The organism is Cedecea sp. AS113 (assembly GCF_037152415.1).
GTDB lineage: Bacteria > Pseudomonadota > Gammaproteobacteria > Enterobacterales > Enterobacteriaceae > Cedecea.
Window position 1 is genome coordinate 372,841 of record NZ_JBBCMI010000002.1, and the last position, 7,182, is coordinate 380,022.

5 protein-coding genes are annotated in these 7,182 nt (G+C 49.4%); 1 reads left to right on the plus strand and 4 read right to left on the minus strand.

Going from position 1 to position 7,182, the window contains the following annotated elements:
• Positions 1 to 661 precede the first annotated feature (661 nt).
• Both WFN87_RS03930 and WFN87_RS03935 read right to left on the minus strand, forming a co-directional pair.
• The gene (locus tag WFN87_RS03930; RefSeq protein ID WP_336981345.1) at positions 662 to 1,366 is read right to left on the minus strand and encodes a class I SAM-dependent methyltransferase; all 705 of its coding nucleotides are present in this window, start codon (positions 1,364 to 1,366) and stop codon (positions 662 to 664) included.
• A 257-nt stretch (positions 1,367 to 1,623) separates the two neighbouring features.
• On the minus strand, positions 1,624 to 2,241 hold the full coding sequence (locus WFN87_RS03935; protein WP_336981347.1) for a hypothetical protein: 618 nt from the start codon (positions 2,239 to 2,241) through the stop codon (positions 1,624 to 1,626).
• A gap of 566 nt (positions 2,242 to 2,807) precedes the next feature.
• On the opposite strand from WFN87_RS03935, the gene WFN87_RS03940 reads away from it, so the two are divergent.
• Positions 2,808 to 3,659: a hypothetical protein gene (locus WFN87_RS03940; protein WP_008461399.1), complete on the plus strand. Its 852-nt coding sequence runs from the start codon at positions 2,808 to 2,810 to the stop codon at positions 3,657 to 3,659.
• Between the two features lie 34 nt (positions 3,660 to 3,693).
• Here the strand turns inward: WFN87_RS03940 and WFN87_RS03945 are convergent, their stop codons facing one another.
• A complete protein-coding gene (locus tag WFN87_RS03945; protein WP_166992168.1) occupies positions 3,694 to 4,869 on the minus strand; it encodes an HlyD family type I secretion periplasmic adaptor subunit in 1,176 nt (391 codons plus the stop codon).
• Entirely contained in the window at positions 4,866 to 7,046 is a 2,181-nt protein-coding gene (locus WFN87_RS03950; RefSeq protein WP_336981349.1) for a type I secretion system permease/ATPase, read from the minus strand. The genes WFN87_RS03945 and WFN87_RS03950 overlap by 4 nt, the downstream gene beginning before the upstream one ends.
• Positions 7,047 to 7,182: the final 136 nt, after the last annotated feature.

Sequence of the window (7,182 nt, forward strand, 5' to 3'; positions counted from 1 at the left end):
CTCTCACACCCTATTTTTTTCATGTTCAATAAGAATACGAAGTGACTAATTTTCACATGAATCTCTTAACTTTATTTAACTTACAAATTGAAATATCACCCATGTCATTTATCATCTCATCCAATTCTTGATGATCACCGTAATAATGGACTTGCTCATAATCACCATATGATAATATTTTTGCATGTAAGGCACTCGCCAATTTCTGCACAATACTTAGCTCCTCTGAGCTTTCTTCTACAGCATCAAAAAAACAGCAAACCAGATGTAAAGTGCGCTTATTCTTTGATAAGTCAATGAAGTAATTAATGACAGGATGTTGATAAAACTTTGCTGGCGATAGCAAACAAATTTTTGCCTGCTATTCAAATCGAAAAAGATGATTGGGCCCTCCGGAAAACCGTGAACAAAAATACCGGGACCACCCGTTTTTCATAAATCACTGACATACCCTAAATGCCAAAAATCTTTTTATTTCGCGTGATAAATCTCAAAGGATTTATAGTAAGTGACGGGATTTTCAGTTTCAGTTTCAAAATTAATAAGCAGATTTTCTTTCAATTGTTGCAGCGTAAGGACTGAGTCTTTTTTGTTTTAAAGAAAGACATGAGAACACTCCACGGATTAAAACCAAACGATCCATTCGCTGTTTAGCTGCATGCTACCCCCGCCCGCCTGAAGATTTTACCGCCTGCCAGCCGTGAATCAGCAGCGACTGGAAGAACGGTGTTACGCTGGCGAACCCGGCTTCGCGCAGCAGAGCTTCGGTCTGGCGAGGCGGCAACAAGAGCAACCGCTGGTTGAGCTCAGCTTTTACCTCAGCAATATCGCGCTGGCGTTGGGTATAGGCCTGCTGCAGCGCAACCCAGTTTCTTAATTGCCCGTCAAAATCGGGATCCGCCATATCTCCCGCTATTTCTGCGGCAATCAGCTGTCCCACGGGTTTTAGCCTGTCGCCGATGTGCTGATAGATCCCGCCCCGCTGCGGATGTTGAATAAAATGCGCCACCAGTAAGCACAGCGCAGCATCAAATTTATCCTGTTCCGGGACGTCTTTGACCTGGCCTACAATCAGCTCACAGCGGCCACTCAGCCCCTCCCGTTCAAGCTTTTCTGCACAGACGGCCAGCATATCGGGGGAAGGATCGACCCCGGTAAAATGCCAGTCAGGATGCTGTTTTGCCAGCCGGACGATTTCGGTGCCGGTCCCTACGCCCACGCAAAGCACTTTCGCCTCAGTTGGAAGATCCCTGAGAAGCAATGACAGCAAGGCGTGTAGGTTGTTAGAGATGTCTTTCAGACGTTCGCTGCTGGCATCGTACTGGCGGGAAAATTCCGAGTTAAAGATATCATTTGTGTCGTTCATCACTTCACCTCCGGCGATGCACTGCGGCTAAACATCACCATCATGGATAAAAGGTCAAATGACCTCTTAAATATCATGTAACTTACGATATCACATGAAAGATGGGTATAGAAAGACTTTGTATCTTGCTTTTCTGACGCCTGCCGAAGCCTGTTTTTGTAGCAAATATAATAATCGCCGTTTTCTTTTCACAACGCTATGTAAAGGGCAAGCCCTGCCCTTTAGTTATTTCGATGTTGTTCGCCGCTGGCTAAAAATCACCGATTTCTTAACGAGTTAAAGGGTGAAGCTGGAGTAATCAATTTCCCGACAAGGGGTAATCTCGGATTATTATCAAAAGGATTTCGCTCCTTAAAAATAGCCCCCTGATTATTTAAAAGACCTAAAATCCCTTGATATTCCGATTTATAAGATAAACGTTCATATCCACCATATACATATATTCTTCTCTGCAATACATTAGCTAACCTCTGCGCCACGCTAAGCTCTTCAGAATTTTCTTTTGCCTCGCCAGAATAACAGCTTAAAAGATGTAGCGGTCTTTTATCTCTCGAGAGATCAAGTGAATGGCGAAAAATAAGATAACGGTGAAGATCTTCCGGTGTAAATGTCTGATAAACAGGATCAGGTCCATCCCCCATGATGTATAACTTACCGCTTTGAGAACCATGCACCATAAGACCCGGCTCTCCTGTACCCAAATAATCACTGACGTATCCCAGACGGAGTCGGGTAGCTTTCCCATTCTTTTTCTCACCTATTTCAATCGCTTTATAATAAGCAACTGGCTTTGCATCAGCAGGATTAAAATCAATGCTTAAATTTCTCTTTTTTCGTTCAAATAAAAATTGATCAATGCTTTTACAAATAGTCATAGCAATATCCATATCATAAACAAGGCATAGGACATTATAATAAAATAGCGAGAAGCACCATGAACAAAATCTTAATTAAGGTATTATCCCCCGCTCTGAACGGAGAGCATTTTAAGCCCGAAAAAAAAATAGAAAATTAAAGATGAAGCAGAAACAAAAGTGAGTACTTCGTTGGCATAATCCTTAATCATTTTACCGAAGTCGCCGCAACTTTAACTGCTACATCGGCTGCAAACCTGACGGAAAAGACAGCAATCCAGGCGTAACGCTCGCTGCATGTTTTTTGTACATGACCTCACACTGCTTTCCTCTGCCCGGAGATATTATTTCCACATAATTTCAAAATCAAAAAAATGAGAACGATAAGCATTTTTGGTTAATAAAAATTAAAAACAAGAAAAAACAGAATCATATTTTTAACTTTAAAATAAACAGTGATATACTCAAAAACGATATCAACTTGCAATCACTAAATAAAAATCACGTATAACGTGCATTTTATCTCTGCCTTTAGCAGTCGTTTTATGGAGCATTTGCGCCATAGCTGAATACCGAGAAAAAACAATATGACACGACACAAACTTCAAGACACCATCGATAAATACAGCCAACAAGTTAAAAAACATCCTCGTTTTCGAGAAGCCATACAGCATCATTATGATCACCTGTTAATCACCTATAAAAAACAACCTCTTTTTTATAAAACCATTCTGCAAAGCTCGCGCTTTCATGTGGTTCTGGCCCTGCTCTGTTTTCACTACGGTGACCGCCAGGCGGTGCTCGCAGACATCAAAGAGTTTTGCGTAAAAATGGGGTTGACCAGCCTGAACACAGTGAATTCTCTGGTCACGCTCCTGCGCATCACCGGCAGAATGACGCTTGAAAAAAGTGAGGATGACCGCCGGGTTCTGTTGTATTCCCCGAGCGTAAAGGGTCTCAATGAAACCCGCAGCTATATGCAAATATCCATCCCTTCATTGAAATTTTTGCTACCGGAAAATGCTCTGTCGTTTCACGCTCTGGAGGATGAAAACACATTTGCGAATTTTTTCCGGCGCAGCGCCAACCTTCTTTTTGACGAAGTCATTTTAAGTCGACTGGTCCCCAACAGCGCCATGTTTGTTGACAAAGATGCCGGGCATATCATTATGTTGAGAATATACCTGAGGGCAAAACAGGATGATGATGGCCGCTGGTGGCTGAAGCCTAATTATAATAAAACGTCCAAAGATCTTTTTGTCTCGAGAATGCATCTGAGACGCATTGTTAATTGCGGCATTATGGCCGGATTATTCAGTGAAGACAGTGAGGGCAAGCTCGAAATACACCGTGCCTTCATGGAGACGGCTGAGTCTTATTTTGGATATTATTTTTCCTTTATCATGTACGGTCTGGATATCGACCCGACGATATTTTGAACAGCATCAAGCCGGCTTTCGCCGGCTTTTTTGATTATCGTTCTCTGAGCGCTTCCTTTGCTTTGTTCAGCGGTTTCAGCAGGTAATCGAGTACCGATTTGCTACCGGTTTTGATATCCACGGTGGCAATCATCCCCGGAAATATCGGAAACGTTTTCCCGTCCCTGTTTGTCAGTTGGCTGACATCGGTGCGGATGTAAACCCGATAGTAGTAAACATCACGTTTGACCTCATCCTGAATCGTATCCGGTGAAATAGTGGTCACCACGCCCTTTAACCCGCCATAAATCGAGTAGTCATAGGCGGTGATTTTCACCAGCGCCTTTTGGCCGGGATGAATAAACGCCACGTCACGAGGTGAAATTTTTGCCTCAATCAGCATTTGATCGTCGAGCGGAACCAACGTCATGAGCTTTCCGTTTGGCGGGATGACGCCGCCCACCGTTGTGACCTCAATGCCCTTCACTATCGCCCTGACCGGCGCGGTAAATTTGAGCCGGGTTAACGAATCCTCCCGCCCGCGCATCACCGAGCGCTGGGTTTCAATTTCTTCGTTAGTTTTCGCCAGCTCTTCGCGCGCGCGCACGTAATACTGGTTCTGCATTTCGGTAATTTTGTTTTCCAGCTCGTTTTTTTGTCTCTGCAGGCGCAGGACCTCCACGCTGCTTGCCGCGCCCTGTTTAACCAGCGGCTGCGTCATCGCCAGCTCGCGCTGAACCAGCGAGATGGCTTCCCGCAATCCGGCAACCCCTTTTTCAAGACTGCTCCGGCGCGAGTTATAAAGCGCGGTTTCCTGGCGAACAAGTTCGCTATCTCCAGGTAACATGTCGGGAAAAACCAGCGGCGTGCCGCTCACTTCAGCCTTCAGTCGTGCGGCGGTAGCCATCGCGGCATGTAGCCTGGATTCACTTTCCTGCACACCGGACTCGGTTTTGGTGCGATCGAGCTGCGCGAGAACCTGGCCCTTCTCTACAATATCCCCCTCCCGAACGTCCAGTTTGTAGAGGATGCCGCCTTCCAGGGACTGAATAACCTGCTCGCGAGAGGACGGCACGACTTTGCCAGACCCGGTGGTCACTTCGTCCAGAGAGAAAAAGTTTGCCCACAACACAAATGCGAGCAGCATCAGTCCAAGTGCCCACGCCACCAGGCTTGCTCGTGGAAGCGCCGGCTCTTTCAGTCGGCTGTTATAACGCGTGATGTCGTTCATGCCCGAACCTCCGTGTCACCTGCCGGTTTTAAGGTCGCGGTTCTGCGAGGGGCAGCTTTTTTTTCCATAAGACCGTGCTGCTGCAAGATTTGGTCCCTTGGGCCGTCCATTACGATGCGGCCGTTATCCAGCACGATGATGCGGTTAACCAACTGCAAAATTGGGATACGATGCGTGGCCACCACCAGCGTGCGGTTGCCGAGCCACGGGCCAAGCTGCTGGATAAGCTGCTGCTCGCTGACTTCATCCAGCCACGCTGTAGGTTCATCCAGTAATAAGATTTGCGGCTGCAGGATCAGCGTTCTGGCCAGCAAAAGTGCCTGCCGCTGGCCGCCCGATAGCCCACTACCGCCTTCGCTGATCGTGTAGTTGAGGCCATTTTTCTGTTTTTGCACAAATTCCAGCGCCCCGCTTAGCGCCAGCGCCCGGTGGATTTCTTCGTCCGTGGCTAACGGGCGCCCCATGGTGAGGTTGTCACGTATTGAGCCGAAGAAGAGCCGCGCCTGCTGGCTGAGCAGATTCATGTCGCGTCTCAAATCGGCAGTGTCGATTTGCCCGAGACTGGTGTCGTCCAGCAAAATCTGGCCGTGCTGAGGCGTTTGCATCCCCGCCAAAAGCTGAAGTAGCGTGCTTTTACCCGAACCGTTTCGCCCGAGCAGCGCAATTTTTTCCCCGGCGCGGATCGTCAGGCTGGCAATGTCCAAATCGTTGACCTTCTCTTCTTCATCGTAATAAAACGCCGCGTAGTTGAGCTGGTAGTTCCCCTGCAGGTGGGCTTTATGCACTTTCTTGCCCTGTTCAGGATCGTCCAGCGGGCGCTGCATCAGGTCGTCCAGCCCTTTGCGCGCCACCTTCGCCTGCTGCCAGCGCGAAAGCACGCCGGAAATCTGCGCCAGCGGCGCGATGGTGCGTGAGGCCAGAATGGACGTCCCCACCAGGGCGCCGGTGGTCATGTCGCCGTTAATCACCAGGTAACAGCCGACGAGCAGCACCACGGCATAAACAATGGACTGCACTTCCTGCGTCCAGGTCATGAGCAGGCTGGTCAGCCAGCGCTGTTTCATCCCGACCGCCGCGGCAACGTCGTTGGTGTTGTTCCACTGGTTCTGGAACCGCTGTTCGGCGCGCAGCAGTTTAATGTCTTCGATGGACTGCACGGCTTCTACCAGCGTGGCATTGCGAATGGCCGACTCGCGCATCCCCTCATTCGAAAGGTGCGCCAGCGGGCGCTGCACCAGTAAACCGGGGATCAGCAGCAGCGGGATCGCCAGCAGCACAACGAACACCAGCGGGCCGCCTATCAGCCAGAGAATAAAAACAAACAGCAGGAAGAACGGGATATCCGATACGGTGCTGATGGTGGTGGAGGTAATCAGCTCGCGCACCGACTCCAGCTCGCGAATTTGCGAGATAAAGGAGCCGGTAGATTTTGGCCGGGCGCTGTTTTTGATGCGTAACGCCCTGGCAAAAACCCTGTCGGAGATACGCAGGTCGGCCCGTTTGCCGACCACATCGGCAATATGCACGCGCAGCATACGCATGGTGAATTCAAAGAGGATAGCCAGCATGACGCCGCCAAACAGCACCCACAAAGTGGGCACCGACTGCGAGGGCACCACGCGGTCATACACCTGCATGGAAAAGATCATCCCGGCCAGCGCCAGCACGTTGGCCGCCATCGCCACCAGCATGATATCGCCGTAGCGTTTCCAGTCTTTCAGCGCCAGCGTCCAGAACCAGTTTTTCTGATAGGGCTTCACGTAATCATCGACGCGTGCATCGGGAATCGAATTCAGCGGGCGCAGCACAACCAGGCTCTTTAGCCTTTTGGCCAGCACATCCCGAGCGATCACCGTCTCCAGACCGCCATCGCCGCTAAGCTGCAGGCTCAGTTGCCCGTGATTATCCATATGGGTAACCACCGCTATTTGGCCCCCCTCAAGCTCGGCCACCAGCGGCAAGCGCCACGGGTCGATAAGCGAGACGTCCGCCGGGGCGCGACGCATCGCTAAACCAAGCTGGCGGGCCATATCTTCCAGCACCAGCTGCTGCGGGCTTTGGTTTTCCTGGTTAACCACCACGCGGACGTGCTCTTCCGAGAAATCCAGCCGATAGTGGCGCGCGACGGCCAGCATGGCCTGCAGCCAGGGTTCATAGCTTGTATTCGTTGAAGTCATGATGTTTCACATCCTGCGAAAATGCCAAAAAACGCCTGTGTCGTCCTTTCCGCGGCTTGTTTCATAAACATGTTTTATACCGGGTAATAAAAGTTAAGCTGCTGATATTCCGCCGGACTTAAGGCCCGGCGGAATA

Excerpts from the sequence above, each read along its gene's own strand:
- WFN87_RS03945 (WP_166992168.1), bottom strand. The coding sequence starts at position 4,869 with ATGAACGACATCACGCGTTATAACAGCCGACTGAAAGAGCCGGCGCTT.
- WFN87_RS03940 (WP_008461399.1), top strand. The coding sequence starts at position 2,808 with ATGACACGACACAAACTTCAAGACACCATCGATAAATACAGCCAACAA.
- WFN87_RS03935 (WP_336981347.1), bottom strand. The coding sequence starts at position 2,241 with ATGACTATTTGTAAAAGCATTGATCAATTTTTATTTGAACGAAAAAAG.
- WFN87_RS03930 (WP_336981345.1), bottom strand. The coding sequence starts at position 1,366 with ATGAACGACACAAATGATATCTTTAACTCGGAATTTTCCCGCCAGTAC.
- WFN87_RS03950 (WP_336981349.1), bottom strand. The coding sequence starts at position 7,046 with ATGACTTCAACGAATACAAGCTATGAACCCTGGCTGCAGGCCATGCTG.